We start from the raw sequence: 25,772 nt of genomic DNA on the forward strand, positions 1-25,772 counted from the left end.
CCCCCCCCCCCCCCCCCCCCCCCCCCCCCCCCCCCCCCCCCCCCCCCCCCCCCCCCCCCCCCCCCCCCCCCCCCCCCCCCCCCCCCGTCACGCGTTCGGTGCATCCCTGCCGTCGGATGGCGGACGGCGGGTCGTGGCGCCTTGCCAGTTCCCCGACCGGGGGGTTCCCTTCGAGGACCACCCACGGGCCGATGGCGAGGAGAGCCATGGACTTCCTGCAACCGACGACGTGGGCCGGGGCCCTGGCGCTGCGGGCCGAGCGGCCCGATGCGCTGCCGATCGCCGGGGGCACCGACGTCATGGTCGAGCTGAACTTCGACCGGCGCCGGCCGGGAGCCCTGCTCGACCTCGGCCGGGTGGCCGAGCTGCGGGAGTGGTCGACCGACGGCGCGCGGGTGCGGCTCGGCGCAGGGGTGACCTACGCGCGGGTGATCTCCGAGCTCGGCGGGCAGCTGCCCGGGCTGGCCATGGCGTCGCGGACGGTGGGCTCGCCGCAGATCCGCATGCGCGGCACCGTCGGCGGCAACCTGGGCGCGGCCTCCCCGGCCGGCGACTCGCATCCGCCGCTGCTGGCCGCCGACGCCGTGGTCGAGGTGGCCTCGGCCGCGCGCGGCAACCGAGAGGTGCCGGCCGCGGAGTTCTACACCGGCGTGAAGCGCAACGCGCTCGAGGCCGACGAGCTGATCGCCGCGGTGCTGGTGCCCCTCGCCGCCGGTCCGCAGCAGTTCTCCAAGATCGGCACCCGCAACGCGATGGTCATCGCGGTGACGGCGTTCGCGCTGGCGCTGCACCCCGACCGGCGCGCCGTGGGCACCGGCATCGGCTCGGCCGCGCCGACCCCCCGGCGGGCGGCCGAGGCCGAGCAGTTCCTCGCCGGTGAGCTCGACGCCGCCGGCCTGTGGGAGTCGCGCGGGCCGCTGCCGGAGTCGCTGCCCCGCGCGTTCGGCGAGCGCGTCGCCGCGGCGGCCGCCCCCATCGACGACGTCCGCGGCAGCGCGGCCTACCGGCGGCACGCGCTGTCGGTGATGGCCCGGCGCACCGCCACCTGGGCGTGGGACCAGTACCGAGAGGCGGCCTGAGCATGCGCGTCACCACCACCGTCAACGGCACCGAGCAGACCGTCGACGACGTCTGGCCCGGCGAGAGCCTGCTCTACGTGCTGCGCGAGCGGCTCGGCCTGCCCGGCTCGAAGAACGCCTGCGAGCAGGGCGAGTGCGGCTCCTGCACCGTCTACCTCGACGGCGAGCCGGTGTGCTCGTGCCTGGTCGCGGCCGGCCAGGCCATCGGCCGGGACGTCGTCACCGTCGAGGGGCTGGCGTCGGAGGAGGGTCTGCACCCGGTCCAGGAGGCGTTCGTCGAGGCCGGCGCCGTCCAGTGCGGCTTCTGCACACCCGGGCTCGTCGTCGCCGCGCACGACCTGCTGGCGCGGGTGCCGCAGCCCGACGACCTGGAGATCCGCGAGGCCCTGGCCGGCAACCTGTGCCGTTGCACCGGCTACGAGAAGATCCTCGACGCCGTGCGGCTCGCCGCGCGGAAGCAGGTGCCGGGGTGACCGAGCTCGCGAGGTCACGAGGAGATGGAGCACCGCCGGGCATCTGGCCGACGAGCGCCAGCGAGGAGGACTGATGACCGAGACCCGCACCCGCCCCGCGCCGCCGACCACCACCACCGGCCGGATCGGCGACAGCCCGCTCCGCCCCGACGGCACGCTCAAGGTCACCGGGGAGTTCGCCTACGCCAGCGACCTGTGGCACGACGACATGGTCTGGGGCGTCACGCTGCGCAGCCCGCACCCGCACGCGCGGATCAAGGGCATCGACGTCACCGAGGCGCTGGCGGTGCCGGGGGTCTCCGCCGTCCTCACCGCCGACGACGTCCCGGGGGAGAACGCCTACGGCCTCGAGCACGCCGACTCCCCGGTGCTCGCCGCCGACGTCGTCCGCTACGAGGGCGAGCCGGTGGCGCTCGTCGCCGCCGACCACCCGGAGACCGCCCGCCGCGCGGCCCGCCGGATCCGGGTCGACTACGAGCCGCTGCCGGCGGTCACCGACCCCCGGCGGGCCCTGGACGACGACGCCCCGCTGGTCAACCCGGCCGGCAACCTGGTGCGGCACCTGACGCTGCGCCGCGGCGACCCGGAGGCCACCGCGCCGGTCGTGGTGTCGCTGGACTTCGAGGTCGGCATGCAGGACCAGGCCTTCCTCGGCCCGGAGTCGGGGCTGGCCGTGCCGGGGGAGGACGGCGGCGTCGACCTCTACGTCGCCACCCAGTGGCTGCACGTCGACCAGCGCCAGATGTGCACGGCGCTGGCGCTGCCGCCGGAGAAGGTGCGGCTGACCCTGGCTGGGGTCGGCGGCGCCTTCGGCGGCCGCGAGGACCTGTCGGTGCACATCCACGCCTGCATGCTGGCGCTGCGCACGGGCCGGCCGGTGAAGATGGTCTACGGCCGCGAGGAGTCCTTCTACGGCCACGTGCACCGCCACCCCGCCTGGCTGCACTACGAGTTCGGCGCCGAGCGCGACGGCACGCTGGTCTACGCCAAGTCCGACGTCCTGCTCGACGGCGGCGCCTACGCGTCCTCGACGCCGGCCGTGGTCGGCAACGCCGGCACGCTGGGGCTGGGGCCCTACCGCATCCCGAACGTGTCGGTCGACGCCCGCGGCGTCTTCACGCACAACCCGCCGTGCGGCGCGATGCGCGGGTTCGGCTGCGTGCAGGCGGCGTTCGCGCACGAGGCGCTGATGGACGAGCTCGCCGACGTCCTCGGCATGGACCCGGTCGAGATCCGGCAGAAGAACGGCATGCGCGAGGGCGACCGCAACATCACCGGCCAGCTCATCGACTCGGCCGCGCCGGTCGCCGAGCTGCTGCAGAAGGTGAAGGACATGCCGCTCCCGCCCGAGCCGGAGGGGGAGCGGGACCTGCTCACCCTGCCCGGCGCGGTCAGCAACACCACGCACGGCGAGGGGGTGCGGCGCGGCGTCGGCTACTCGGTGACCTACAAGAACATCGGCTTCTCCGAGGGCTTCGACGACTACTCGACCGCCCGGGTGCGGCTGCAGGTGACCGGCGGCGAGGCGGTGGCCACCGTGCACACCGCGGCCGCCGAGGTCGGCCAGGGGCTGGTCACCGTGCAGCAGCAGATCTGCCGCACCGAGCTGGGGGTGGAGCGGGTCGTCGTCGTCCCGGCCGACACCGGGGTGGGCTCGGCGGGCTCCACGTCGGCGTCACGGCAGACCTACGTGACCGGCGGCGCGGTCAAGGCCGCCTGCGAGGCGGTGCGGGCACGCGTGCTGCAGCGCGCGGCGACCGCGCTCGACCTGCCGGTCGGGTCGCTGGTGCTCGACGGCGAGAAGGTCGTCGGCGTCTCCGGCGAGGTGCTGACCGGGCTGGCCGAGGTCCTCGGCGCGGACGCGGTCGAGGAGACCGTCGAGTGGCGGCACCGGCCCACCCACGCGATCGACCCCAGGACGGGGCAGGGCGACGCGCACGTGCAGTTCGCGTTCTCCGCGCACCGGGCGGTGGTCGACGTCGACACCGAGCTCGGCCTGGTCAAGGTGGTGGCGCTGGACACCGCGCAGGACGTCGGCAAGGCGCTCAACCCCGACGCCGTGATCGGCCAGATCCAGGGCGGCAGCACCCAGGGCATGGGGCTGGCGCTCATGGAGGAGGTCGTCGTCGCCGACGGGCACGTGCGCAACCCGTCGTTCACCGACTACCTGATCCCGACCATCCTCGACACCCCGCCGATGCGCATCGAGGTGCTCGAGTACGCCGACCCGCACGCGCCCTACGGCGTGCGCGGGGTGGGCGAGCCGCCCACCATCTCGTCGGGCCCGGCGGTGGCGGCGGCCGTGCGGGCGGCGACGGGGAAGAAGCTGCGCCGGGTGCCGATCCGCCCGGAGCACATCACGGAGACCTGAGTTCCACCGATGATCATCGTCATGTGGTTGCCCCCGCCGGTGTGTCGACCAGCCACGCGCCGATGATCAACGCCGACGTGCCCGTGCCGACGCTGGTCGGGCAGAGCGTGGTGGTGGAGGCGGACGCCGTCCGCATCCTCGACCGACGCGTGTTCCCGTTCGAGCGGGTGTGGGTGACCTGCCGCAGCGTCGAGGACGTGGCGAAGGCGATCGAGGACATGGTCACGCAGAGCCTCGGCCCGCCGTTCGCCGCCGCCGGCGGGATGGTGCTGGCCGCCCGCAGCGGCCGGCTCGAGGCCGTCCGCGAGGCCGCGCGGCGGCTGGTCGCCACCCGGCCGACGAACAACGGCATCCGGGACGTCGTCGCCGAGCTGCTCGCGGTCGCCGAGGCCGGTGGGGACGTCGAGCGCGCGGCCGCCGCGCTGGCCGACCGCGCCCGCGCCGGCTACCGGGCGCTCGGCGAGCACGCCGCGGCGCTGGTCCCCGACGGCGCCACCGTGCTCACCCACTGCTGGGCCGACGCCTACCTGACCGAGACGGTCGCCGCGGTGCTGCGCGCCGGGAAGCGGATCGACGCGGTGTGCACCGAGACGCGCCCCTACCTGCAGGGCGCCCGCCTGACCGCGGAGAGCCTGGCCGAGATGGGGGTGCCCACCCGCCTGGTCACCGACGGCATGCCCGCCCACCTCATGAGCCGCGGGGAGGTCACCGTGTTCATCAGCGGCGCCGACCGGGTGACGATGGACGGCGCCGTCGTCAACAAGATCGGCACCCTGTCCATCGCGGTCGCGGCGCAGGCCTTCGGGGTGCCGTTCGTCGCGCTGGTGCAGGCGCCGGACCGGCAGGCGCCCACCGCCGCCGACGTCGAGCTGGAGGACCGCGGCGGCGACGAGGTGCTGCACACCCTCGGCCGCCGCACCGCCTCGCACCGGGTGACCGGCGTCTACCCGGCCTTCGACGTCACGCCGCCGCGGTTCGTCAGCGCCGTCGTCACCGACCGCGGGCGGTTCGCGCCGATCGACGTCGCCTCCTACTGGTCGGCATGAGGACGGCGACCACCCGCGCCGAGGCGGTCGAGCAGCTGGTCGAGGTCGGCCGCCTCGCCGTGGAAGGCGGCCTGGTGCTGGCCAGCGGCGGCAACCTCTCGGCGCGGCTGCCGGGGGAGACCGGGTTCGTGGTGACCGCGGCCGGCACGTGGCTGGACCGGCTGACCCCCGGCGACTTCAGCGTGGTCGCCCTGGACGGCGAGGTCGTCGGCGGGGCGGCTCGGCCGTCGAGCGAGTGGAAGCTGCACCAGCGCACCTACCTCGCCCGCCCGGACGCCGGCGCCGTCGTCCACCTGCACCCGCAGCACACCGTGCTGGTCGACGCCCTCGGCCACCCCATCCGGCTGCTCACCCTCGACCACGCCGTGTACGTCCGCTCGGTCGGCACCGTGCCGTTCCACCCCAACGGCTCCGACGCGCTGGCCGACGCCGCCGCCGAACAGGCCCGGACCCACGACTGCGTCGTGCTCTCGCACCACGGCTGCTCGGCGCTCGGCCCGGACGTCGGCATGGCGTTCCGGAGGGCGGCGAACCTGGAGGAGGCGGCGACCGCCACCTACCGGATGCTGCTCCTCGGCGACACCACCACCGCCTTCCCCGCCGGGGTTGCCCACCACGCCGACGATTCACCGTGACGCTCCGAGAGACTTGACCGCGAGCGGGCGTCGGCCCCGGCGGAACGGAGTGCGCTCCGGCCGGGATCTCGCGATCAGAACCCCGCTCGAGCGCACTCCGACGCGGTTCCGGGAGCGATGTGCGCATCAGGTGCATCCGATCGCCTGAACTGCGCCGCGGGTGCACATCACCGGCCGTTGCCAGACGCCACCGGCGGCGCGATCCTGCGGGTGCTCCAGCGGGACGTCCCGGCCCCCAGCAGGTGGAGTTGAAGATGAACGAGAACAGGACTACCCCGACGCGAATGGGCAAGCTCGTCGCCGGCGACCTCCTCGTCCGGCAGGACATCGGAACCGTCAGGGTCATCCGGACCAGCAAGGTCGGCGAGGGGCGCCTGCTGCTCGAGTACGAGGACGTCGACGGTCGCGTCGGCAGGTACGAGACATGGCCGGCGACTCACGCGCGCGTCGTTCCGCGGCCCGAAGGTTGGGTGTTCTGCCGGGGTTGACCCGATATCACCCCCAACGACGGCCCCCGCGCTCTACCGCCCCCCGGGAGACCGCTCACCGCCCCAACTCCCGCACGGTCGACCACCGCGCGACCGATGACTTCACCCCCGTCCGGCGGTCCGGTAGGCAGGGACCCACCCGCGGAGGAGGAGCGATGGACTGGAAGCTGGAAGTGCTGGTCGTGCCGGTGAGCGACGTCGACCGGGCCAAGGAGTTCTACGGCGGGAAGCTGGGGTTCGCCGTCGACACGGACTTCGCGCCGAACGAGCACTTCCGGGTGGTGCAGGTGACTCCGCCCGGGTCGGCGTGCTCGATCGTGTTCGGCACGGGCATCCCGCAGAGCGCCGCCGGCTCGATGAAGGGGAACCAGTTCGTGGTCGGTGACATCACCGCCGCCGCCGAGCAGCTGGACGCGGCCGGGGTGGCGCACAGCGGCGTCGTCCACTTCGAGGACGGAGAGCAGAAGCCGGGCCGCGACCCGCAGGACGCCGACTTCAACTCCTTCCTCTTCTTCGACGACCCCGACGGCAACACCTGGGCGGTGCAGCAGGGCAAGCGCTGACCGCTCGCGCGGAACGGCGGGGTCGGCCAAGCTCGAGCCATGACCGACCGATCCGGCCCCCCGTTCCGCGCCGACCACGTCGGCAGCCTGCTGCGCCCGCAGGGCCTGCTCGAGGCCCGGGCACGGCACGCCGCGGGGGAGATCGACGACGCCGAGCTGCGCGGGATCGAGGACGAGGCGATCACCGACGTCGTCCGCATGCAGCGCGACGTCGGCCTGCAGACGGCGACCGACGGCGAGTTCCGCCGCGCGTCGTGGCACATGGACTTCATCTACCGGATCGACGGGATCACCAAGGTCACCGACCAGAACATCGTCGTCCACTTCAAGAACGCCGACGGCACGATCGACTTCACCCCGGCCGGGCTGCACGTCGACGGCCCGCTGGCGATCCCCGAGCCGATCTTCGGCGAGGACTTCGCCTACCTGCAGGGCGTGGTCTCGCCGGAGCAGACGGCGAAGCTGACCATCCCCTCGCCGTCGATGGTCCACTACCGCGGCGGCGCCGCGGCGATCGACCCGGCGGTCTACCCCGACGAGGACTCGTTCTGGGAGGCGCTGTCGGCGGCCTACGCCGCGCAGGTCCGGGGCATCGCCGCGCAGGGCTGCACCTACCTGCAGTTCGACGACACCAGCCTGGCCTACCTCAACGACCCGGCGCAGCGCGCGGAGATCGCCGCGCAGGGCCGCGACGCCGAGCACCTGCACGAGCGCTACATCCGGCAGATCAACGCCGCGCTGGCCGGCCGGCCCGAAGGGCTCACGGTCACCACGCACATGTGCCGGGGCAACTTCCGCTCCTCGTGGGTCGCCGAGGGCGGCTACGACTTCGTCGCCGAGGCGCTGTTCGGCGGGCTGGAGGTCGACGGGTTCTTCCTGGAGTACGACGACGCCCGCTCCGGGGGGTTCGAGCCGCTGCGGTTCGTGCCGCCGGGGAAGCGCGTCGTACTGGGCCTGGTGACGACGAAGCGGCCCGAGCTGGAGAGCAAGGACCACCTCAAACGGCGGATCGACGAGGCGGCGAAGTACGTCCCCCTCGACCAGCTCGCCCTCTCGGGTCAGTGCGGCTTCTCCTCGACGGTCGAGGGCAACGCGCTCACCCGCGACGAGCAGATCGCCAAGCTCGCGCTCATCGTCGAGACCGCCGAGGAGGTTTGGGGCTGATCTGTTCCGCTAGGTAGTGCATTCCGGCGCGCGGAGGAGCACTCTCCCCCGGGGGAACCTTGCTCAGCCCGGGGGACGTCATGCTCCACCAGCACGGTCGGCACCGACGCCGGTCCAGGCACATCGGTCTCGTGCTGCTCGTCGTCGTACTCGTGGCGTTGGTGGCGACCGGCGTCGCGGTGGGACTGGCACGGGGCGGGGACCCGGCCCCGGCCGCGGACCCGACCGCCGCCTCCGCCTCCACTTCCGCCCACCGGCACGGTGCGGACGACGACGGTCGACGATCGGCCAGGAGCACCAGCGCCCCACCCCCGGAGACCAGCGTCGCCACACCGGTGGTCGCCGCATCGCTCCCGCTCGGGGGCGCACCGCACCACGTCCAGGTCGCCCCCGACGGCTCCTACGCGTACGTCGCCGATCCCGCGGCGAGCCGCCTCGTCCGCATCGACAACGTCACCGGGCGGGTCACCGCGACCATCCCCGTACCGGACGCACCCCCTGAGCTGGTCACGTTCTCCCGGGACGGCGAGCGCGCCTACGTCAGCGCCTACACCGAGGACTTCACCACCAACGTCGTCGTGGTCGTGGACACCGCGACCGACCTGGTGGTCGGCCGGGTCCCGGTCGGCCGCGGGCCGTACGCGGTCGCCGAGGGCCCGGACGGCCGGGTCTACGTGCCGCTGTACGACGACGACCACCTCGAGGTCGTCGACCCGGACGCGATGGCGGTGGTCGCGCGTGTCCCCATGGCGGCGAGCCCGCACTGGATCGCGTTCAGCGCCGACGGGCGCACCGGCTACGTGACCAACCACTTCTCCGACCTGGTCTCCGTGCTCGACCTGGCGACCCAGCAGGTCACCGCGACGATCCCGGTCGGGGACGGTCCGCACGCCATCGCGATGTCGCCCGACGGCACGCGCGCAGCCCTCGTCAACTACATCAGCGGCGACGTCACGATCCTGGACCCGGCCACGAACACCGTGGTCGCGACGGTGCCCACCGTCGGGGTGGAGCCGCAGGACATCGTGTTCGCGCCCGACGGCCGCCACCTCTACACGGCCAACTCCGGCGACGGCACCGTGTCCGCCGTCGACGTGGCCGCCGGCACGGTGACGGCGCGGGTGCCGACGGGGACCACCCCGACCGGCCTCGCGGTCCTGCCCAGCGGCAACTCGGTCCTCGTCACCGACTTCGGGGCGGGCACGCTCACCATGCTGCGGACGTCCGCGTGACGGGTTCCGCTCAACCGCGGGCGGCGCGCGCCGAAAACCCAGGGGACACCGACCAGACCTGGAGTCCCCATGTACGTCGACGTTCCCGTCCCGGAGCAACTGCGCACCGCCATCGCCCTCCTCGGCAGCGCGGCATCCGACCTCGGCTGGGGCAACGGAGAGGTCATCCGGGTGCGCTCCGGCGGTCTGCAGATCGGCGACGAGCCGGCGCTGGTCGACGCGGCGACGGTCTACATGGCCGCGCGCGGGCTGGTCGCGGCGCTCGTCGACGACCTGGTGGCGGCCAGCGGCCGGGACATGGACGACGTCGTCGCGCCGTGGCTGCTCTCCCTCGAGCTGCGGTCCGCGCTGGCCGGGGTCGAGGAGGACGACGCCGCCTGAGCACGCCGGTGCGCCGACCTGCCGCGCGGGCGAGCGGAGCGGTTACGGTCCGCTGGTGACCAGCAAGCGGACCGCGCTGCCCGCCGTCGTCCTCGCGGCGGGGGTGCTCACCGGGTGCGGCCAGTCCGAGTGGATCGACCAGGTCGGCGGCGGGGCGCCGCCGACCGACGCCGCCGGCCTCGCCGAGCACCTGCGCGAGGGCGCGGCGGACATCGAGTCGGCGCACATCGAGCTGGAGGTCTCGGCGGCCGGCACGGAGATCACCGGCAGCGGCGACCAGCTGCTCGAGGACGGGCGCGCCGAGGCGTTCGACCTCACCCAGACCGTGCCCGGCGTCGGGGACATCCGCGTCGTCCAGGTCGACGAGCAGACCTACGTGCAGCTGCCCGAGGGCATCAACCCCTCCGACCGGCCGTGGCTGCTCGTCAGCGCCGACAGCAGCAACCCGCTGATCCGCGAGCTGGCCGCGTCGCTGGAGTCGACGCGGTCGAGCAGCGACCTCGCGCAGTACACCGCGTTCGCCGAGTCCTCGACCGTGGAGGTGGTCGGCGAGGAGGAGGTGGCCGGCGCGCCGGCGACGCACTACCGGCTCACCGTCGACGTCCTCCGGCTGCCCAACGACACCCCCGGGCGGGCGGACCTGCTCAGCTCCGGCCTGACGCGGCTGCCGGTGGACCTGTGGGTGGACGCCGAGGGCCGGCCGGTGCGGGTGCTCCAGGAGTTCACCGTGCAGGGCCAGGACGTCCGCACCCTCGTCGAGCTGAGCGACTTCGACGAGCCGGTCGAGATCAGCGCACCGCCGGCCGACGAGGTCGCCACCGAGTAGCGCGCCGGTTCCGGTCGGCGACCGTTCGGGTGAACTTCGCCGGAGCGTTCCCCCAGGTCTGGCCCGTGGACCGGTGGGGTCGCTCTACTCGACCCGTGACTTCCCCGCACGAGCCGCCCGAGCGCACCCAGCCGCCGGTTCCCCGTCCCTGGACGACCCGGCGCCGGGTCGTCGTCGTGCGCGAGGTCCGCTCCTAGGCCCTGCGGAACTGGCCCACCGGCACGTCGTCCTCGCGGGCCTCGAGCCCCGTCGCCGTCTCGACGACGTAGCTCACGGCGGCGCGCCAGCCGGAGCCGTCGTCGTACATCCGCCAGCCGCGCTGCACGCCGGGCCACCACCGGCCGTCGACCAGGATCTCAACCTGCCGCTGCGGGTCCACGAGGCGCTCGACCAGGTAGGGGGACGCGGTCACGTCTGCGCAGCGTAGGACGTGCGGGCGGTCGCCGTGCCGGGGAGTGGTCGGCCGGCTGCGTGTGGACCGGACACGCGGTGCGGCCGTCCGCCCGTCCCCGGCACCCGGCGTGGCGGGGCCGGCGTCCGGGGGCCGCTGCGCACGATCGGTCCGCCAGCCGGGCGCCAGGCTGCACTCCCGTGACGGACCGAGACGATCGGACGGTGCTCCATGCGACAGCCGCTCCCCACCCGTTCCCAGCCGGAACCGCGTCTGCGGCCGCTGACGAGGGACCTGCCCACCCCCCGCCGGGTGCCGCGGGACGGTTCGCGCGCCGAGCAGTACAGCCGCTGAACCGGACGGGCCGTGGCTCTCGACCTCGACCTGAGGTCGAGGGCCACGGTCAGCCCACGGAGGCGACGACGCGCGCGGCGGCATCCGCCGGGATCCGCCGGCCGACGAGCACCAGCTCGCGGGACACCGGCGAGGCCGGGCGGAGGGCGCGGACCGGCGCCCGCTGGTCGGCGGGGACCAGCTCGATCCCGCAGAGGGCGAGCGCGTCGGCGACCTGGCGGAGGGTGAGCGCGTCCGTGGTGGGTGCCGCGAGCCCGTGGATCCGCCAGCCCGGCGTCTGCGTGGCGAGCAGCTGCGCCCCGGCAGCGCCGGTGCGGAACGACCGGCGGGCACCCCGCGGGACGAACACGGCGGCACCGGGGCCGAGGTCGCGGTAGTCCTCGCACCCCGCCACGCTGAACGTCACCGTGCCGCTGAGCACGACGAACGCCTCGTCGGCCGCGTGGTGGACCCAGTCGGGCCGCCCGTCGCCCGGGGATGCGTCGACCAGGAAGGTCGAGAACGCGCCCGTGGTGAGGTTGGCCGGCACCACCTCGCGGAAGCGGTCGCCCCACGGCGTGACGGCACCGGTCGCCGGGTCGTCGGGGATGCACACCGGCTGCCTGCTCGTCGGCGTCACCGGAACTCCTTCCACTGCGGTGGCGGTACGACGTCGACTCTCCGGTGCGCACCCCGCGCGCGGAACGGTCAGCACCCACACACCACCCACACACCTGCTGGTGCGGGCGCCCGCGGCCGCCCCGCCGAGCGGCCTAGCATCGGGCCGTGTCGGGAACGGGGGCGGCAGAACCGGGAGATCCTCCCTTCGGGGAGCGGTTGCGGGCGCTGCGCGAGGCGGCCCGCATGACCCAGGCCGAGCTGGCCGCCCGGGCGGAGCTGAGCGTCAACGGGATCAGCGCGCTCGAGCGCGGCGTGCGGCGGCGGCCCTACCCGCACACGGTGCGCACGCTGGCCACCGCCCTCGGCCTCTCCGACGCCGACCGGGAGTGGCTGTTCGACGGGGAGCCCGCCGCGCACGAGGCCGCCGCGCCGCCGGCGCCCGCGGCACGCGGCCTGCCGACCCCGGCGACGTCCCTCGTCGGCCGCGGCGGCGACCTGACCGAGATCCTCACCCTGCTGACCGCACCGTGGCCGCGGCTGCTCACGCTCACCGGCCCCGGCGGTGTCGGCAAGACCCGGCTGGCCGTCGAGGCGGCGCGGCAGGCCGCGGCCGCCTTCCGGGACGGCGTCGCGTTCGTCCCGCTGGCCCCGGTGGCCGAGGCCGGCGCCGTCCCGGCGGCGGTGGCGCGGGCGCTGGGCGTGCGCGAGCTGCGGACGGGGGAGCCCGGCGACGGCAGCGCCGTGCCGGCGCTCATCGACGTCCTGCGCCCGCTCCAGCTGCTGCTCGTCCTCGACAACTTCGAGCACCTCACCGAGGCGGCCGGCACGGTCGCCGAGATCCTCGCGGGCTGTCCCGACGTGACCGTGCTGGTCACCAGCCGTGCCGCGCTCCGGGTGCGCGGCGAGCAGGAGCGCGTGGTGGAGCCGCTGCGGCTGCCGGCGTCCACCCAGGGGCCGGCCCCGGACGAGGTGACGTCGTCGGCCGCCGGCGAGCTGTTCGTCTCCCGCGCCCGTGCGGTGGTGCCGTCCTTCGCGGTCACGCCGGCCACCGCCGGCGACGTCGCGGCCATCTGCTGGCGGCTGTCGGGCCTGCCCCTGGCCCTGGAGCTCGCGGCCGCGAACGTCAAGCTGCTGTCCCCGTCGGCCCTGCTGCAGCGGCTGGACCAGGCGCTCGCGACCGGCTGGACGCTGGACCTGCCGGCCCGCCAGCGCGGCCTGCGCACCACGCTCGACTGGAGCTTCGACCTCCTGACGCCGGCCGCGCGGGCGCTGCTGCCCCGGCTGGCCGTGTTCGCCGGCGGCTTCGACCTCGAGGGCGCGGAGGCGGTCGCGCCGCCGTCCATTCCGCCCGCCGAGGTGCTGCCGGCCCTGGGCACCCTGGTGGACCACTCCCTCGTCGTCACGTCGCACGGCGCCGGGGGCGAGGTCCGCTACGGCATGCTCGAGCCGATCCGGCAGTACGCCGACTCCCTGCTCCCCGCCGGGGAGCGGCCGGCGGTGACGGCCGCCCACGCCGCCCGGTACCTGCGGCTGGTCGAGGAGGCGGAGCCGGCGCTGCAGACGGCGGCCGCCGTCGAGTGGCTGGACCGGCTCGCGACCGAGGACGGCAACGTCCGGCACGCGATCGCCGAGTCGCTGCGCGCGGGGGACGGCGAGACCGCGGCCCGCATGTGCTGGGCGGTGTGGCTGGCCTGGTGGCTGCGCGGTGGCGACCGCCAGGGACGGGAGTGGGTCGAGGCCGCGCTGGGCCTCGAGCTCTCCGACGCGGTGCGCGCCCGCGCCGCGACGACGGCGGCCTGCCTCGCCTACGTCGAGAGCGACTACGCCGCCGCCGCGGCCCGGTGGGCCGAGGGGCTCGCCCTCTCGCAGCGGACCGGCGACATCCAGATGCAGGCCAACGGTCACGGCGGCCTCGGCCTGGTGGCCATGGCGACCGGGGAGCTCGGCGAGGCCGAGGGGCACCTGCAGCGGGCGCTCGACCTCGCCGAGGAGGCCGACGCCGACTGGCTGCGCTCGCTCGGGCTCGTCTGGCTCGGCACCGTCCGCCTGGTCACCGGCGACACGGCCGCGGCGAGCGCCCTGTTCGAGCGGGGGCTCGCCGCGGCCCGGCGGCGCGGGGACCGGCTGGTCACCTACGTCGCCCTCTACAACCTGGCCCAGGCCGCCACCAGCGAGGGGCGGTTCGACGCCGCCCGCGACCTGCTGCACGAGGGCGTCGTCCTGTCCGGCGAGACCGGCGACCGGGCGAACACCGCCTACTTCCTCGACGCCCTCGCCGTCCTGGAGGGGCAGGACGGCCGGTGGGAACGGGCGGCGGTGCTGCTGGGCGCCGCCGAGGCCGCGCTCGGCAGCTCGTGGGGCAGTGGCTACAACTACTACCTGCCCGACCCGGAGCTGAAGGCCCGGACGCAGGACGGCGCCCGTGCGGCGCTCGGGTCGGCGTTCGACGACGCCGTCCGGCGCGGGCGGGAGCTCCCGGCCGATCTCGTGACCGACCTGGCGCTCGCCGGGGTCCTCGACGAGGTGCCCGCCGGGGACGTGCGGCCGTCGTAGCTCACCAGGCGCCGTCCAGCAGCCCGAGCCGCTCCAGGACCCCGACCAGGTAGAGCCGGCGCGGCCGGATCAGACCCGGCACGTTGCACCACCCGGCGCCGGCCACCTGCGCCATCCGGCCCAGGGCGGAGTCGACCGCTCCCCGCGCGTCCTCCGACAACCCGGCGTACACCGCGACGAGATCCTCGCCGGTCAGCTCTGGGAGGCTCGGGCCGGCCGGGGCCTGGACCGCCGCGGGACGGGCGGCCTCCGGCTCCGGCACGGCGGGCCGGACGACCGGGCGAGCCGCCGGGACCGACGGAGCCGGCGGGGCGGGCAGCGGGGGAGGGACGGCGGCGGCGCGGTCGCGCGGCGGGGTCGGCCCGCCGGTGGCCAGCAGCCGGCGCAGGTAGGCACCGGGGTTCTTGATCTCGCCGAAGCGCCCGGAGATCTCGCGCAGGGCCGCGTCGAGCGCCGCGGGGTCGGCGGTGCGGACGACGGACTCGGCGTCGAACACGCCCCACTGCTCGAGCAGGGCGACGACGTCGGCCACCGGCAGCCCGGCGACGACCGACGGCGGCGTCAGCCGCGCGTCGGGTGCCGGGGGAGATGGATGGTCTTCATCCATCCCATCTCCATGACGGTGACTGCGCACCCCGCCGTCGGAGAACCTGCCACCGGTGCGACCTGCGGGTCCGTCGCCGGTGTCAGGTCGGCTGACAGCGGTCGGCGTGGTGTCAGCTTCCGTGACACCGGTTCCCCGCGAACCGGTGTCAGCTCCCGTGACACCGGCGGGCGAGCCACCGAGCGGGCGCTCACTGTGCGTGAGGGACTGGCGGCGCTCCACCGCGCGGTACAGGTCGGGGCAGAGGACGTACCGGCCGCGGCCGAACCGGTCGGCACGGCCGCCGATGCCGCGGGCCTGCTGGCGGTCGAGGAACCCGGCCTGCTCCAGCTGGGTGACCATCTCGCCGGCCTTCTGGCGGCTGCAGCCGAGCTGCTCGGCGAGCTTCGAGGCGTTGGTGTCGACCACCAGGCGGGAGCCGTCGTCGCCGGCCATGCAGATCAGCGTGAACAGCGCCGAGAACAGCTTGACGCCGAGGGCCCGCTGCAGCTGCAGGGCGGCCTCGGGCACCACCGTCACCTTCAGCCCACCGCCGGGCGCGATGCCGTCGGTGGTGTAGGCGGCGATGGTCTTGGTGACCTCGAAGACGAGCGCCGGCCGGGCGGTGGTCGGCGTACCGGCCCCGACGGGCGGGGGAGGGGAAGCGGTCATGGTTCGGCAGCTCTCCGGGCGCAGGACGCGGACACCGGTGTCGCGAAACCTGACACCGGCGCCGAGGGAACAGCACGACAACCCGGCGGACCGCTGCTAGCCTTGTGGCGTCCATTCCGGAGGCTTTCGCAGGCCGTCGGGCGTGTACGTGGCATCGGCTGGCAGGCCGGTGCCACGTTGCGTTTCTGGGGTCGGTCAGCGCACGGCGCGCCTCCCCGGGGCGACGGGCCCGCTCACGCGGCAGCGTCCGTGACGATTTCCGGCACGCTCAGGGCGGTCACCAGCAGCGAGGCCACCGGCACGGGGTAGCGGCGGAGGTAGTCGCCGAGGCCGCCGGCGTCGTCGAGCAGCTCCACGTCCCCGTCGCCGTCGACGACGACCAGGCCGCTCCAGCCCGGCTGCAGCCGTTTGCGCTTGAGCCGCAGCGCGTCGCTGAGCCGGCGCAGCTGCTCGCCGCGGACACCGAGGCGGTGCGCGGCCATCGCGAAGCGGGCGACGGCGAGGTCGCTGGTCGAGTAGAGGACCGGGCGGGTGTCCCCGCGGCGGCGGCGCTGCTCGGCCCCCAGCACGCCGGCGCGCTCGAAGGTGTCCAGCTCGGTCGCCGTCAGCCCGAGGTCCTCCTCGACCTGCGCCCGGGTGTAGAAGCCGGGCTCTCGCGAGGTGCGGCGGGCGCGGGTGGGCGCCGCGGAGCTGGTCGGCACGTGGTCCTCCTCGAGTTGCACGCTGGTCATTTCGACGCCTGGATCCTGTCACGGCGCCGACGCCCGCCCGACGCGACTCGCGGGGTGCGTCCCGGGAGTCCTGGGCCCGCCGTCCCACTCGTCCCACTCGGGGGGTTCGCCCCGGGAGCGGGGCGACCGCGCGTGCGCAACTACGGGTGGGGTCACCGCAAGCCAGCCGATGCTCCACGTTTGCGCAACGACTCCCGTACTGCGGTACCCGAGTTGCGCAAACACGCCCAGCATCCATGTGCCCGGACGCTGAACCCGCCGGGAGGCGGCGATGTCGCTGCGAAACGCATTGCGCAAGCAGTCGGGGACGTAAGGTTGCGCAACATGACCGGTCCGCCGTTCGACGAGCTCGAGGACGACTTCCTCACCGTCGAGCAGCTGGCCCAGCTGCGCCAGGTCACCCCGGCGGCGATCCGGGCGCAGCTGCGCGCCGGCAACCTGGCGGGGGAGCAGGTCCTCCAGGGGCAGCGGACGGTGTGGCGGATCCCCGTCGAGGTGGCCCGGCGGTACCTGGAGCGCTCGGGCAATCCGTCACCGGCGGCAACGGGTGGCCGGGTCGTCCCGCCCGACGACGCCCGCCCGCCCGCCGCGGGACCCGCACCGGCACCCGAGCCCGTGCGGGCGCTCGCCGTCGGGCCGTCGGCCGCCGCGCCGCCCGGGCGGGTGGAGGCGCTCGAGGAGGAGGTGCGACGGCTGCGCCGGCAGCTGGCGGCCCTGGCCGATGCCCACCGCCGGTTGCTCGACGCGCTGACCGCGGACGGGGTCGACGACCGGGCGCCGTGACGGCGCCCGGTCGTCGGTGGGGTCAGGCCGGCAGCGGGACGGCGGTCCCGGTGACGCGGATGCCCGTGGCTCCCGCGGGGACGTCGACCTCGAGGACGCCGGGGCGGCCCATGTCGGCGCCCTGGTGGACGGTGAGCGTGACCGGCGCCGGGACGTGCCCGCCCTCGCGCAGGTAGCCGCCCAGGGCGGCCGCGGCCGCGCCGGTGGCCGGGTCCTCGACCACCCCGCCCGGTGGGAAGGGGTTGCGCGCGTGGAAGGTCGTGGCGTCCTCGCGCCACACGAGGTCGACGGTGGTCCAGTCGCGGGCGGCCATCAGGGCGCCGAGCGCGTCGAAGTCGTAGTCGAGGTCCCGCAGCCGGTCCCGGCCGGTCACCGCGAGAACCGGGTGCCAGGCGCCCGCGTACGCCACGCGGGGCGGCAGCGAGGCGTCGAGGTCGTCCTCCGACCAGCGCAGCGCGGCCAGCAGGGCCCGCCGGTCGGCGTCGGCGAGCGGCGCCGTCCTCGGCGGGACGCTGGTCAGGGTGGCCCGGACGGTCCCGTCGTCCGCGCGCCGGGTGACGACCTCCACCTCGCCGGCGGGCGTGTCGAACAGCAGCCGGCCGGGGCCGTGCCGCTCGGCCCACGCCACCGCCGAGGCGATGGTCGCGTGCCCGCAGAAGGAGACCTCGGCGCGGGGGCTGAAGTACCGGACGTCGAAGCGGCCGTCCCGCGGGGCGAGGAAGGCGGTCTCGGAGAAGCCGACCTGCGCCGCGGTGGCCAGCATCTCCTCCGCGGACATGCCACCGGCGTCGAGCACCACCCCCGCGGGGTTGCCGCCGTCCGGGGACGTGCTGAACGCGGTGTACCGGAGTACCTCGCGGTCGGTCGTCGGCACTGCTGCTGCTCCTCCCGCGCCGGGGGCGCCGTCCTGGTGGGACTCGATCCAGTACTCGGTGATCCGGCCGTGCCGGACGCGGTAGCCGGCCCGGCCGTGCTCGACCACGCGGCCGGTCTGCCGCCAGGTGGCCTCGACCAGCCCCGCCCGCCGCGTCAAGCCCAGCACCTCGAAGGTCCAGGGCCCGACGGCGGACAGCATCTCGCGCACGTGCTCGGCGTACTGCTCGGGGTCGCGGGTCACGACCGCGCGCGCCGTGCCGGGCCGGCCCTGGTGCGCGCGCACGCGCGGGGCCAGGTAGGTCCCCGCGCGGTGCGGGCGGTGCCCCGAGCGGACGTCGAGCAGGAAGCCGAGCACGACCTCCTCGGGCGAGCGCGCCATCAGAACTTCGCCGCCAGCCGGCGGGCCTCCTCGTGCGCCCGCTCGCGTCCGGCCGCGGCGTCGGCCGTGGCGAGGTTGGGGCGGAACGTGACCTCCTCGACGTCGAGCACGCCGGCCCAGTTCAGCCAGTCGCGCAGGTACGGCGACTGGAAGTCCGAGCCGAAGGTGGCCGGCCTCCCCACGCCGTAGACCGCGCTGGTGAGCAGCAGGACCGCCTTCTTGCCCCGCAGCAGGCCGGTGTACCCGGCGACCGGGTCGAACCCGAAGACCATGCCGGGCTGGCTGACCACGTCGATGAACTGCTTGAGGACGTACGGGATGCCGGCGTTCCACATCGGGACGCTGAACACGTAGCGGTCGTAGGCGTCGAACCGCTCGAACGTGGCGCGGGCGGCGGCCCACGCCTGCGCCTCGGCGCCCTCGGGCTGCCCGCCGCCGAAGATCGTCATCTTCGCCCCGGCGGCGGCCGGCCCGAACTCGGGCAGCGTGCCGTCCCAGAGGTCGTAGGTGTCGACGGTGTCGAGCGGGTTCAGCTCGCGGTAGGTGGCGAGGAACGTCGCCGCGAGGGCCAGCGACTCGGAGCGGGCGCCGCGCGGGGAGGCGGAGACGTGCAGCAGGCGGGACATCGGGGACTCCTGGGGATCGGCCGCGGCCCTTCGCCGCGTCTGGCCCCACCGTCGGCCGCGGTCGTGTCGCCGCCCTGTCGCGCGGCTGTCACCAGCCGCGGCGGCGCCACTCCGCCAGCGACGGGCGCTCCCGGCCGACCGTGGTGCCGGGCCCGTGCCCCGGGTGGACGCGGACCGCGTCGGGGAGCGCGAACAGCCGGCTCTCGATCGACGCCAGGATCGTGCCGAAGTCCGACAGCGGCCAGCCCGTGAGGCCGGGACCCCCGGGGAACAGCGTGTCGCCGGTGAGCAGGTCGGCGCCGAGCCGCAGGCAGACCGAGCCCAGGGTGTGGCCCGGGGTGTGCAGCACCTCGAGGTCCAGCTGCCCGATCCGCAGGTGGTCGGCGAGGCGGTGGTCGACCCGCCCGTCCCACCGCGGCACCGGTGCCGCCGCGCCGGCGGGCGGGTGCTCGAGCCCCCAGTCCCACTGCCCGTGAGCGCGCAGGTGGGCGAGCTCGTGCGCCCACACCGCGTCCTCCGCCGGGTGGGCGAGCACGGGGCACCCGTGCCGGGCGCGGACGGCGTCGGCGGCCTGCACGTGGTCCCAGTGCGCGTGGGTCAGCACCACGGCGACGGCCCGGCCGCCGCGCAGCGCGGCGGTGATCCGCGGCTCGTCGTCCCCGGGGTCGACGACGGCGGTGTCCCCGGTGCGCGCGCAGGTCACCAGGTAGGTGTTGGTCCGCAGCGGCCCGACCACGAGCCGGGAGAGGACGACGTCGTCGTCGCGCCGCAGGACCTCGACGGTCACCGCTCGACGTGCCGGGCCTGCGGCGGGTTGGTGTACACCCGCTGCGGCCGGACCAGCACCGCGGTGCGGCGCTCGGCCAGCATGACCCGGTCGTACTCGTCGAGGTCGTCGTGCGTGCCGCCCGCCGCGGCGAAGACCCGCCGGAGCAGCAGGCGGACCTCCTCCGCGCTCAGGCCGAGATCGGCGTCGTCGGGACCGGCGAGCTCGACGTCCCCCTCGACGGCGACCCACTCCCAGCCGGCGCGCAGCACCAGCGTCAGGTGGGGGCGCCGGCGCAGGTGGGCCAGCTTGCGGGTGCCGCCGCGGGCGGCGAAGGCGACCACCGGCTCGCCGCCGACCGGGTGGGGGAGGACCCCGGCGTTGACGACGGAGGCCTGGACGCCGCCGTCGGCCCGGGTGGTGGACACCACGGCGAGGCCGTGCTCGGCCGCGACGAGCCGTCGGACCAGCTCCAGATCAGCGTTCACGGGGGGTAGCTTCGCGCCCGTCGCTGTCATCCGTCTGTCGTCCGGGGGCCGGTCGGTGAACCTGCTGGTGCTGGGCCCGCTGGAGGTGTGGCACGAGGGCCGCCCGGTCGAGGTGCGCCGCGGGCGGCCGCGCCGGCTGCTGCTGTCGCTGCTGCTCCAGCGGGGTGACCCGGTGGCCCAGGCGACGCTGGTCGACCAGCTCTGGGGCGACGAGCCCCCGGTGAACGCCGACAACGCCCTGCACCTGCTGATCTCCTACCTGCGGCGGACGCTCCCCGGCGCCGGCGTGCGGGTCGAGCGCGGCCCCGCCGGCTACCGGCTGGCGGTCGCCCGGGACGAGGTGGACCTGTTCCGCTTCGAGGAGGCGGTCCGGACGGTGACGGCCGCCGGGACGGGCCCGGCCGAGCAGGTCCGCCTCGCCAGGGAGGCGCTGGCGCTCTGGCGCGGTCCGGCGCTGAGCGAGGCGGCCGATGACGCCTTCGCGCAGGGGGAGATCGCCCGGCTCGACGAGCTGCGGGTGCAGGCGTACGAGGTCCGGGCCGCCGGGCTGCTGGCCATGGGCCGGCACGACGAGGCGCTGCCCGACCTCGGCCCGCTGGTGCGCGAGCACCCGTTCCGCGAGCGGCTGCACGGCCTGCACGCCCTCGCGCTCTACCGGGCCGGGCGGCAGGCCGACGCGCTGCGCGCACTGGAGGCCACCCGGACCGCCCTTGTCGACGAGCTCGGCCTCGACCCGGGGCCGGCCCTGCAGCAGCTCGAGCAGCAGATCCTGCGCCAGGACCCCGCGCTCGACCCGGCGCCGCCCGGAGCGGTGGCCGCCGCTCCCGAGCCGGTCGCCGTCCACCCGACCCCGGCGCCGCCCGCACCGGCGGCGGCGCCCGAGCTCCCGGTGCCGCTGACCACGCTGGTCGGGCGCGAGGAGGCGATCCCCGCGGTGCGGCGGCTGCTCGCGGCGCACCGGCTGGTCACCCTGACCGGGCCGGGCGGTGCCGGTAAGACGCGGCTCGGCGTGGAGGCGGTGCGCGACCGGCAGGACGTCGTCCGGTGGGCCGACCTCGCCGCCGTCGGTCCGGGACCGGGCGTCGAGGTCGCGGTGGCGGCCGCGGTCGGCACGGGGCTGTCCACGGCCGACGCGGTTGCGGAGCTGCGGGCGTGGATCGGCGGCCGTGAGGTGGTGCTCGTGCTCGACACCTGCGAGCACGTCGTCGAGGAGGTCCACCGGCTCGTCGCCGGGTTGCTGCCGGCCTGCCCCGCGCTGCGGGTGCTGGCCACCAGCCGCCGGCCGCTGGGCCTGCCCGGCGAGGTGTCGTGGCCGGTGCCGCCGCTGCCGGTCGCCGATGCGGTGCGGTTGTTCGCCGACCGGGCGGCGGCCGTGCGGCCCGGCTTCGCGCTCACCGCGGCCAACGCCGACGACGTCGCGCGGGTGTGCCGGCTGCTCGACGGGCTGCCGCTCGCCGTGGAGCTCGCTGCCGGCCACGCCGCGGCGCTAAGCCCGGCGAAGATCGCCGAGGTGCTGGGCGACCGCCTGCGCCTGGTCGGGGAGGGCGACGGGGCCGCGGGCCGGCACGCCGGGCTGCGGGCGGCGGTCGAGTGGAGCTACGGGCTGCTCTCCGACGAGGAGGCGGCCTTCCTCGACCGGCTGTCGGTCTTCGCCGGCCCCTTCCTGCTGGAGGCCGCGGTCGAGGTCGCCGGCGCGGGGCTGCCGACCGACGGTCTGCGGCTGCTGCTGAGCCTGGTCCGCCAGTCGCTGGTGGCCCCGGCCGAGGACGACCACTTCCGGCTGCTCGACACGATCCGGGCCGCCGCCGGCGAGCGCCTGGCGGCCGACCCGGCCGAGCTCCGGGCCGCCCGCGACCGGCACGCCCGCTGGTACGCCGCGTTCGCCGAGGAGGCCGACCGCGGCATCCGCGGCGCCGACCAGCCCGGCTGGTTCGCCGAGCTGCGGACGGCGGCCGCCGACCTGCGCGCGGCGCTGCGCCACTGCCTGGGCGGGCCGGCGCCGCGCCCGGAGCTGGGCGCGCAGCTGGTCTGCTCGCTGTCCTGGTTCTGGTCCTACGAGGGCTCCTTCGCGGAGGCCCGGCGGTGGATCGCCGAGGCGCGGGCGGCCGGCCCGCACGGCCCGCGCCTCGACGCGGGCCTGCACCTCGCCTCCGGCATGCACGCCGAGTCGGTCGGTGACCTCCGTACGGCCGAGGCGGAGTGCCGGCGGGCGGCCGCCGGTTTCGCCGCCGTCGGCGACGTGCGGGGCGAGGCCTTCAGCTCGCTGCACCTGGGGACGGCGACCTGGGCGCTCGGCCGGCTCGACGAGGCGGCCGCGGCGCAGGACCGGGCCGTCGCGCTGTTCCGGGCGGACGCCTTCGACAGCGGTACGGGCCTGGCGCTGGTCCTGCGCGCCCGGACCGCGCTCGACCGGGGCGAGACCGGCCCGGCCCGGCAGCTGCTGCTCGACGCCCGGCACGTGCTGCGCCGGGCGGGGGACCGGCACCTCGTGGCGCTCTGCCTCGACCAGCACGCCCGCACCTGCCTCGCCGCGGGCGACCCGGCCGAGGCCGGTGCGCTGGCCCGCGAGGCCCTCGCGATCTACGAGTCGGTCGGCAACCCAGAGGGCCTCGCGGCGGCGCAGCAGACCCTGGGCCAGGTCGCGCTGGCCGAGGGCGACCGGGCCGCGGCCACCGAGCTGTTCCTGCGGGCGGCCGGCGGCGCGCGCGAGCTCGGCCAGACGGCCGCACTCGCCGAGAGCCTGGAGCTCCTCGCCGAGGCCCTCGCGCCCGACGACGCCGACGCCGCCGCGCGGCTGCTCGGGGGCGCGGAGCAGCTGCGCGACGACGTCGGCGTCCCCCGGACCGCGCTGCAGGGCCGCCGGCTGGCGAGCTGGTGGCCGGTGCTGCGCGAGGCTCTCGGCGACCGCTCCGACCCGGCCCTGCGGGCGGGGCGTCAGAGCTCGGCCGACGAGCTGCTGACCGGGATCGCCGCGGCACGTGTCGCGGGCGCGGCCTGCTGACCTGCCGCGACGACCCGGGGGAGCTGCACCGCCAGCGCCGCGGTGGCCAGGGCCAGGGCGAACCCCGTGGTGGCCTGGGCCGACGGGAGGACGAAGCCGGTCAGCGCGAACAGCGGGACCAGGACGGCGTAGGCGACGCCCGGCCACCGCAGCCGGGCGTCGGTGCGCGCGACCGCCGTCCCCAGCACCACTGCCGACACCATGAGCGAGAAGGTGGCCGTCAGGGCCGTGGCGACGAACGCCGGCCCGTAGGCGGTGTCGGCGTTGAGCTCCGCCATGCCCGGGACGCCGGCGAGGTGCGCCCGCCCGATGCCCGGCTGGACGAACGCCGCGCTGCCGAACGTCGCGGCGAGGAAGACGTTGGACACGGTGGTGAGCACCAGCCCGGCCACGGCGGTGCGCGCGGCCCGGCCGCGGACGAGGTGGGCGGTGACCGCCACCGCGCCGAGCACCGCCAGGGCGGCGCCGAGGATGCTCGCGCCCAGGTGGCTGACCAGGAACACGTCGGTGGTGACGTAGCGCGCGTAGGCGTCGAAGTCGTCCACGGACGGCTGGTGGGTGAGCGTGCTCAGGCCCAGGAGGACGCCGTAGGCCGGCAGGGCGAACAGGCCGAGCCGGGCGGCCCGGCCGGGGGACGGACGTGCAGCTGTGGAGGACATCAGGGGTCATCTCCGGATGCGGGTGGACGGCGGCGGGTCCGTCGCCGTGGCACACGCTCGGGCCGGCCGGTGTCGCGCCCCTGTCGGCCCGCTGTCACGGCGGCATCCGCGGGTCGTGGGAGGGATCGGCGTGGGGGAGTGGGCACCCCCGACCGATCGCGTGCCCACCCTGAGCCGGGGGTGAACGACGGCCGCTGGCCGGTTGATCGTCCCGTCGTCCCGCTGGGTCACCATGGGCCGACGCTGCGCGCGCAAGGTCAGCCGGCGCGGCGGTGAGCGAAGCCGCACCGCCGCGTGTGGCCGACCTGTTGTTCACATGGCTGACCTCGATCCGTCCCCCGTCGGGTGCTCCAGCACGGCAGCCCTCGGGAGGACGTCGCGCACGGCGTCGGCGACCGCGTCGGGGCGGTCGAGGGGCACGAACGTGAGCGCGTCGTCGAGCCAGGTGACGGTGGTGCCGAGAAGGGCCGCCAGCCGCTCGGCGTCCCGGGGCGGGAAGACCCGGTCGCGCCGTCCCCACACGACCGCAGCCTGGCCGGGGAGGTCGGCCAGCCGATCGCTTGCCTGGAGGAGGGTGCGCGGGCGGATCGTGCGCACGAAGGCGCGCAGGTCCTCCCGGACGGCAGGGTCGGTGCGTGCCGGACGGAGCAGGTCCGCGGTCCACCGCCGGCCGAATCCGCGCGCGGTGAAGAGGTTGAGCCGGCCGGGATCGGCGAGCAGCGGGGGGACGGCGAGCGCGCGCACGAACGCGCGGGTGACGCCGGGGAGCGCGACCAGTGCGGGCAGGGGTTTCAGGAGTGGTGGCGGGAAGTGCTCGAAGGCGTCACAGCCGGCGAGGACGAGTCCGGCCACGCGGTCCGGCCGTCGGCTGGCCGCGATCTGGGCCAGTGCCCCACCGGTGTCGTGCCCGAGCAGCACGGCGCCCCGGAGCGTCAGGTGGTCCAGGACGTCGAACAGCGCGTCGGCGATGTCGACGGGAGTGAGCCGAGACCGGTTCGGCACGGGCCGCCGGTGGGCGCCGAGCGGCAGGTCCGGCATGACCAGCTGCACGGTGTCGCGGAGGTGCTCGGCGACTCCGTCCCACAGGCGGCCGTCGACCAGCAGGCCGTGGACGGCGAGCACCGGCGGCCCCGTGCCGGCGATCCGTACGGGCACGGGTCCGACCCGGGTGGGGACCTGGAGCTGCTGGGTCATCTCATCCTCCTGGGTGTGTAGCGACTGCTACAAGCCATGGTCAATGTAGCGTCTGCTACATGGATCCGTCCAGAGGATCAGACGGGCTCGGCCGTGGCCGGCCCGAACAGCGAGCCGCCTTCCTCGCCGGCGCGGTGGAGCACGTCCTCGACCGCGGGGTGACGACGCTGTCGCTCCGCCCCCTGGCGGCGTCCCTCGGGACGAGCGATCGGATGCTGCTCTACTACTTCGGCAGCCGGGAGCAGCTCCTCGCGGCTGTCCTCGCCGAGGTGAGCACCCAGTTGCAGGACCATCTGTCGGAGATCCTTCCGGAACGAGCCCTGTCGCCCGCCGCGCTGCTGAGGGCAGCCGAGGCGGCGCTCCGTTCGGACCGGGTCGACCGCCACCTGCGGCTGTACGTCGAGATCAGCGGCCTCGCCGCACACGGCCAGGAGCCGTTCCGCACGGTGGCGGCCGCGGTCGCCGAGGGCTGGCGGACGTGGCTCGAGGAGCGCCTGGACGTGGCGGACGACGATCGGGCGGCGGCCGCGGCCGGTGTGCTCGCCACGATCGACGGTCTGCTGCTGCTGCGCTTCCTCGTGGCGCCCGACGTGGCCGACCGCGCGGTGGCGTGGTTGGCCGCGGAGATCGGACGCTGACCGCGCGGTTGCGGCGCAGCGCACCGACGATCGTCCCGGCGGATCAGGCCCGCGGTGATGGGCCGGCGCCACGGGCCTGGCTCGGGACGGCGTCCGGCTGCTGCTGTCAGGGCCGGTGCGGCCAGGTCGGCCGGCGGTGTCTCCTCCCGGGCGTGTCGTGCGTCGTCCGTCATGACGGCGACGGCTGGTGTCGGTGTCGGGGATCGCGAGGCTCGGGGAG

25 protein-coding genes are annotated in these 25,772 nt (G+C 75.7%); 15 read left to right on the forward strand and 10 right to left on the reverse strand.

The window, feature by feature from the left end:
- The first annotated feature begins 206 nt into the window (after positions 1 to 206).
- The 11 genes from ACI797_RS22530 to ACI797_RS22580 all read left to right on the forward strand — a co-directional run bounded on the left by ACI797_RS22530 (position 207) and on the right by ACI797_RS22580 (position 10,258).
- Complete coding sequence (locus ACI797_RS22530; protein WP_456861603.1) at positions 207 to 1,079, forward strand: FAD binding domain-containing protein; 873 nt, start codon at positions 207 to 209, stop codon at positions 1,077 to 1,079.
- A 2-nt stretch (positions 1,080 to 1,081) separates the two neighbouring features.
- Positions 1,082 to 1,552 carry a (2Fe-2S)-binding protein gene (locus ACI797_RS22535; RefSeq protein WP_456861605.1) on the forward strand — a complete coding sequence of 157 codons (471 nt, stop codon included), beginning with the start codon at positions 1,082 to 1,084 and terminating at the stop codon, positions 1,550 to 1,552.
- 73 nt (positions 1,553 to 1,625) lie between these two features.
- A complete protein-coding gene (gene pucD, locus ACI797_RS22540; RefSeq protein ID WP_456861607.1) occupies positions 1,626 to 3,923 on the forward strand; it encodes a xanthine dehydrogenase subunit D in 2,298 nt (765 codons plus the stop codon).
- Positions 3,924 to 3,946: 23 nt separating this feature from the next.
- Positions 3,947 to 4,969, forward strand: coding sequence for a methylthioribose-1-phosphate isomerase (locus tag ACI797_RS22545; RefSeq protein ID WP_456861609.1), 1,023 nt, complete (start codon positions 3,947 to 3,949; stop codon positions 4,967 to 4,969).
- Complete coding sequence (locus ACI797_RS22550; protein ID WP_456861610.1) at positions 4,966 to 5,604, forward strand: class II aldolase/adducin family protein; 639 nt, start codon at positions 4,966 to 4,968, stop codon at positions 5,602 to 5,604. Before ACI797_RS22545 ends, ACI797_RS22550 begins: the two co-directional genes overlap by 4 nt.
- A 284-nt stretch (positions 5,605 to 5,888) precedes the next feature.
- On the forward strand, positions 5,889 to 6,092 hold the full coding sequence (locus ACI797_RS22555) for a hypothetical protein (protein ID WP_456861612.1): 204 nt from the start codon (positions 5,889 to 5,891) through the stop codon (positions 6,090 to 6,092).
- A 155-nt stretch (positions 6,093 to 6,247) separates the two neighbouring features.
- Positions 6,248 to 6,655, forward strand: a complete 408-nt coding sequence (locus tag ACI797_RS22560) for a VOC family protein (RefSeq protein ID WP_456861614.1) — start codon at positions 6,248 to 6,250, stop codon at positions 6,653 to 6,655.
- 39 nt (positions 6,656 to 6,694) lie between these two features.
- On the forward strand, positions 6,695 to 7,819 hold the full coding sequence (locus ACI797_RS22565; RefSeq protein WP_456861616.1) for a 5-methyltetrahydropteroyltriglutamate--homocysteine S-methyltransferase: 1,125 nt from the start codon (positions 6,695 to 6,697) through the stop codon (positions 7,817 to 7,819).
- Between the two features lie 335 nt (positions 7,820 to 8,154).
- Entirely contained in the window at positions 8,155 to 9,051 is an 897-nt protein-coding gene (locus ACI797_RS22570) for a cytochrome D1 domain-containing protein (RefSeq protein WP_456861618.1), read from the forward strand.
- A 69-nt stretch (positions 9,052 to 9,120) separates the two neighbouring features.
- Positions 9,121 to 9,432, forward strand: a complete 312-nt coding sequence (locus ACI797_RS22575) for a hypothetical protein (RefSeq protein ID WP_456861620.1) — start codon at positions 9,121 to 9,123, stop codon at positions 9,430 to 9,432.
- 55 nt (positions 9,433 to 9,487) lie between these two features.
- Positions 9,488 to 10,258, forward strand: coding sequence for a hypothetical protein (locus ACI797_RS22580; RefSeq protein WP_456861622.1), 771 nt, complete (start codon positions 9,488 to 9,490; stop codon positions 10,256 to 10,258).
- A 193-nt stretch (positions 10,259 to 10,451) separates the two neighbouring features.
- On the opposite strand, the gene ACI797_RS22585 is transcribed toward ACI797_RS22580, so the two are convergent.
- Both ACI797_RS22585 and ACI797_RS22590 read right to left on the reverse strand, forming a co-directional pair.
- Positions 10,452 to 10,670, reverse strand: coding sequence for a hypothetical protein (locus tag ACI797_RS22585; RefSeq protein WP_456861624.1), 219 nt, complete (start codon positions 10,668 to 10,670; stop codon positions 10,452 to 10,454).
- Between the two features lie 382 nt (positions 10,671 to 11,052).
- On the reverse strand, positions 11,053 to 11,622 hold the full coding sequence (locus tag ACI797_RS22590) for a cupin domain-containing protein (RefSeq protein WP_456861626.1): 570 nt from the start codon (positions 11,620 to 11,622) through the stop codon (positions 11,053 to 11,055).
- Between the two features lie 146 nt (positions 11,623 to 11,768).
- Here ACI797_RS22590 and ACI797_RS22595 point away from each other — a divergent pair, with 146 nt between their 5' ends.
- The gene (locus tag ACI797_RS22595; RefSeq protein WP_456861628.1) at positions 11,769 to 14,156 is read left to right on the forward strand and encodes an ATP-binding protein; all 2,388 of its coding nucleotides are present in this window, start codon (positions 11,769 to 11,771) and stop codon (positions 14,154 to 14,156) included.
- A 1-nt stretch (position 14,157) separates the two neighbouring features.
- Here the strand turns inward: ACI797_RS22595 and ACI797_RS22600 are convergent, their stop codons facing one another.
- Complete coding sequence (locus ACI797_RS22600; RefSeq protein WP_456861630.1) at positions 14,158 to 15,411, reverse strand: hypothetical protein; 1,254 nt, start codon at positions 15,409 to 15,411, stop codon at positions 14,158 to 14,160.
- A 233-nt stretch (positions 15,412 to 15,644) separates the two neighbouring features.
- A complete protein-coding gene (locus ACI797_RS22605) occupies positions 15,645 to 16,142 on the reverse strand; it encodes a hypothetical protein (RefSeq protein ID WP_456861632.1) in 498 nt (165 codons plus the stop codon).
- 324 nt (positions 16,143 to 16,466) lie between these two features.
- On the opposite strand from ACI797_RS22605, the gene ACI797_RS22610 reads away from it, so the two are divergent.
- Positions 16,467 to 16,925, forward strand: a complete 459-nt coding sequence (locus tag ACI797_RS22610) for a hypothetical protein (RefSeq protein WP_456861633.1) — start codon at positions 16,467 to 16,469, stop codon at positions 16,923 to 16,925.
- A 22-nt stretch (positions 16,926 to 16,947) separates the two neighbouring features.
- Here ACI797_RS22610 and ACI797_RS22615 read toward each other — a convergent pair whose 3' ends face one another.
- The 4 genes from ACI797_RS22615 to ACI797_RS22630 all read right to left on the reverse strand — a co-directional run bounded on the left by ACI797_RS22615 (position 16,948) and on the right by ACI797_RS22630 (position 20,060).
- Entirely contained in the window at positions 16,948 to 18,180 is a 1,233-nt protein-coding gene (locus ACI797_RS22615) for a PhzF family phenazine biosynthesis isomerase (RefSeq protein ID WP_456861635.1), read from the reverse strand.
- Complete coding sequence (locus tag ACI797_RS22620) at positions 18,180 to 18,806, reverse strand: FMN-dependent NADH-azoreductase (protein ID WP_456861637.1); 627 nt, start codon at positions 18,804 to 18,806, stop codon at positions 18,180 to 18,182. The genes ACI797_RS22615 and ACI797_RS22620 overlap by 1 nt, the downstream gene beginning before the upstream one ends.
- Positions 18,807 to 18,894: 88 nt before the next feature.
- Positions 18,895 to 19,593 carry an MBL fold metallo-hydrolase gene (locus ACI797_RS22625; RefSeq protein WP_456861639.1) on the reverse strand — a complete coding sequence of 233 codons (699 nt, stop codon included), beginning with the start codon at positions 19,591 to 19,593 and terminating at the stop codon, positions 18,895 to 18,897.
- Positions 19,590 to 20,060, reverse strand: coding sequence for a TIGR03618 family F420-dependent PPOX class oxidoreductase (locus ACI797_RS22630; protein WP_456861641.1), 471 nt, complete (start codon positions 20,058 to 20,060; stop codon positions 19,590 to 19,592). The genes ACI797_RS22625 and ACI797_RS22630 overlap by 4 nt, the downstream gene beginning before the upstream one ends.
- A gap of 55 nt (positions 20,061 to 20,115) precedes the next feature.
- Between ACI797_RS22630 and ACI797_RS22635 the strand changes: the two genes are divergently transcribed.
- Positions 20,116 to 23,061: a BTAD domain-containing putative transcriptional regulator gene (locus ACI797_RS22635; RefSeq protein WP_456861642.1), complete on the forward strand. Its 2,946-nt coding sequence runs from the start codon at positions 20,116 to 20,118 to the stop codon at positions 23,059 to 23,061.
- Here the strand turns inward: ACI797_RS22635 and ACI797_RS22640 are convergent.
- Together ACI797_RS22640 and ACI797_RS22645 are read right to left on the reverse strand one after the other, a co-directional pair.
- Positions 22,995 to 23,720, reverse strand: coding sequence for a hypothetical protein (locus ACI797_RS22640; protein ID WP_456861644.1), 726 nt, complete (start codon positions 23,718 to 23,720; stop codon positions 22,995 to 22,997). The genes ACI797_RS22635 and ACI797_RS22640 overlap by 67 nt on opposite strands.
- A gap of 312 nt (positions 23,721 to 24,032) precedes the next feature.
- Positions 24,033 to 24,914 (reverse strand): alpha/beta fold hydrolase, encoded by an 882-nt coding sequence (locus ACI797_RS22645; RefSeq protein WP_456861648.1) that lies wholly within the window; start codon positions 24,912 to 24,914, stop codon positions 24,033 to 24,035.
- A 59-nt stretch (positions 24,915 to 24,973) separates the two neighbouring features.
- On the opposite strand from ACI797_RS22645, the gene ACI797_RS22650 reads away from it, so the two are divergent.
- Positions 24,974 to 25,552: a TetR/AcrR family transcriptional regulator gene (locus ACI797_RS22650; RefSeq protein WP_456861650.1), complete on the forward strand. Its 579-nt coding sequence runs from the start codon at positions 24,974 to 24,976 to the stop codon at positions 25,550 to 25,552.
- Positions 25,553 to 25,772 lie beyond the last annotated feature (220 nt).

Source organism: Geodermatophilus sp. SYSU D00691, from assembly GCF_054050275.1.

What these genes read in the sequence shown, in the direction of transcription:
- ACI797_RS22610 (WP_456861633.1), top strand. Translation starts at nt 16,467, where the DNA reads ATGACCGGTCCGCCGTTCGACGAGCTCGAGGACGACTTCCTCACCGTC.
- ACI797_RS22575 (WP_456861620.1), top strand. Translation starts at nt 9,121, where the DNA reads ATGTACGTCGACGTTCCCGTCCCGGAGCAACTGCGCACCGCCATCGCC.
- ACI797_RS22560 (WP_456861614.1), top strand. Translation starts at nt 6,248, where the DNA reads ATGGACTGGAAGCTGGAAGTGCTGGTCGTGCCGGTGAGCGACGTCGAC.
- ACI797_RS22645 (WP_456861648.1), bottom strand. Translation starts at nt 24,914, where the DNA reads ATGACCCAGCAGCTCCAGGTCCCCACCCGGGTCGGACCCGTGCCCGTA.
- ACI797_RS22550 (WP_456861610.1), top strand. Translation starts at nt 4,966, where the DNA reads ATGAGGACGGCGACCACCCGCGCCGAGGCGGTCGAGCAGCTGGTCGAG.
- ACI797_RS22530 (WP_456861603.1), top strand. Translation starts at nt 207, where the DNA reads ATGGACTTCCTGCAACCGACGACGTGGGCCGGGGCCCTGGCGCTGCGG.
- ACI797_RS22620 (WP_456861637.1), bottom strand. Translation starts at nt 18,806, where the DNA reads ATGTCCCGCCTGCTGCACGTCTCCGCCTCCCCGCGCGGCGCCCGCTCC.
- ACI797_RS22535 (WP_456861605.1), top strand. Translation starts at nt 1,082, where the DNA reads ATGCGCGTCACCACCACCGTCAACGGCACCGAGCAGACCGTCGACGAC.
- ACI797_RS22640 (WP_456861644.1), bottom strand. Translation starts at nt 23,720, where the DNA reads ATGTCCTCCACAGCTGCACGTCCGTCCCCCGGCCGGGCCGCCCGGCTC.
- ACI797_RS22555 (WP_456861612.1), top strand. Translation starts at nt 5,889, where the DNA reads ATGGGCAAGCTCGTCGCCGGCGACCTCCTCGTCCGGCAGGACATCGGA.
- ACI797_RS22600 (WP_456861630.1), bottom strand. Translation starts at nt 15,411, where the DNA reads ATGACCGCTTCCCCTCCCCCGCCCGTCGGGGCCGGTACGCCGACCACC.
- ACI797_RS22605 (WP_456861632.1), bottom strand. Translation starts at nt 16,142, where the DNA reads ATGACCAGCGTGCAACTCGAGGAGGACCACGTGCCGACCAGCTCCGCG.
- ACI797_RS22565 (WP_456861616.1), top strand. Translation starts at nt 6,695, where the DNA reads ATGACCGACCGATCCGGCCCCCCGTTCCGCGCCGACCACGTCGGCAGC.
- ACI797_RS22615 (WP_456861635.1), bottom strand. Translation starts at nt 18,180, where the DNA reads ATGGCGCGCTCGCCCGAGGAGGTCGTGCTCGGCTTCCTGCTCGACGTC.
- pucD (WP_456861607.1), top strand. Translation starts at nt 1,626, where the DNA reads ATGACCGAGACCCGCACCCGCCCCGCGCCGCCGACCACCACCACCGGC.
- ACI797_RS22650 (WP_456861650.1), top strand. Translation starts at nt 24,974, where the DNA reads ATGGATCCGTCCAGAGGATCAGACGGGCTCGGCCGTGGCCGGCCCGAA.